Origin of the sequence: Acinetobacter stercoris, from assembly GCF_900323515.1 — a bacterium.
Classification (GTDB): domain Bacteria; phylum Pseudomonadota; class Gammaproteobacteria; order Pseudomonadales; family Moraxellaceae; genus Acinetobacter; species Acinetobacter stercoris.
In genome coordinates this window covers 1-747 of the sequence record NZ_OOGT01000445.1, presented here as the reverse complement: position 1 = coordinate 747, position 747 = coordinate 1, and the positions used below count along the sequence as shown (strand labels likewise).

Annotated in this window: 1 protein-coding gene; it reads right to left on the bottom strand. The window is 31.1% G+C overall.

Annotation, left to right across the window (positions count from 1 at the left end; all coding sequences use genetic code 11):
• Positions 1–132: 132 nt before the first annotated feature.
• Positions 133–732 (bottom strand): TetR/AcrR family transcriptional regulator, encoded by a 600-nt coding sequence (locus tag KPC_RS20140; protein WP_171334572.1) that lies wholly within the window; start codon positions 730–732, stop codon positions 133–135.
• Positions 733–747: the final 15 nt, after the last annotated feature.

Below are 747 nucleotides of genomic sequence, written 5' to 3'. Positions count from 1 at the left end.
TTTTTATTTAATATAAACAAAATATGCATGTTTTTTGTAGCATAGAATATTCTTCTAAAAATTAAGTTTTAATTAATAAATAAAAAGCTGCCTGTGCGCATTAAATTGGCACAGGCAGCTTTAGACTAAGTCTTATTTATAGGTTTCCAGAAGACGCAACGCTAAAACTGCTAGCTCTTTTCTAAAATAAATTGGATTATATTTAACCCTCCCCAAAAGCCATGCCCGACAATAATGTTCTGTTATTCCCAAAATAAGTGAGGGAATCAGCTCAACAGGTATGTGTTCTAAATGTGAAATATTTTGCGGCATTGAAAGCCAGTTTATCAGCTTAGTTTTATAAACGAGTTCTTTTTGCTCTAATTTTGCTCCGTATCCACTATGATAAACATCAAACTTTCCTGCCAGAATAATTTCTGCAAAATTAGGATGGTCATTTACCCAGTCGACGTAACTTAATACTATGGCAATAATGCTTTCTTCAAAGTTTTTAGCCTGTATTAAATATTTTTCTCGATAACAGTTTAAATCATCAACAGCAGCAAAAACCAATGCAACCAATATCCCCTCTTTATTTTGGAAATGGTGGTAGATAGAACCAATACTTATATTTGATTTTTTTTTAATCATTTCGATTGTTGTTGCTTCTATACCATATTGTGTAAAACAGAGTAATGCTTCATACAATATTATCCTTTTTACTTGTGTAAAACAGAGTAATGCTTCATACAATATTATCCTTTTTAC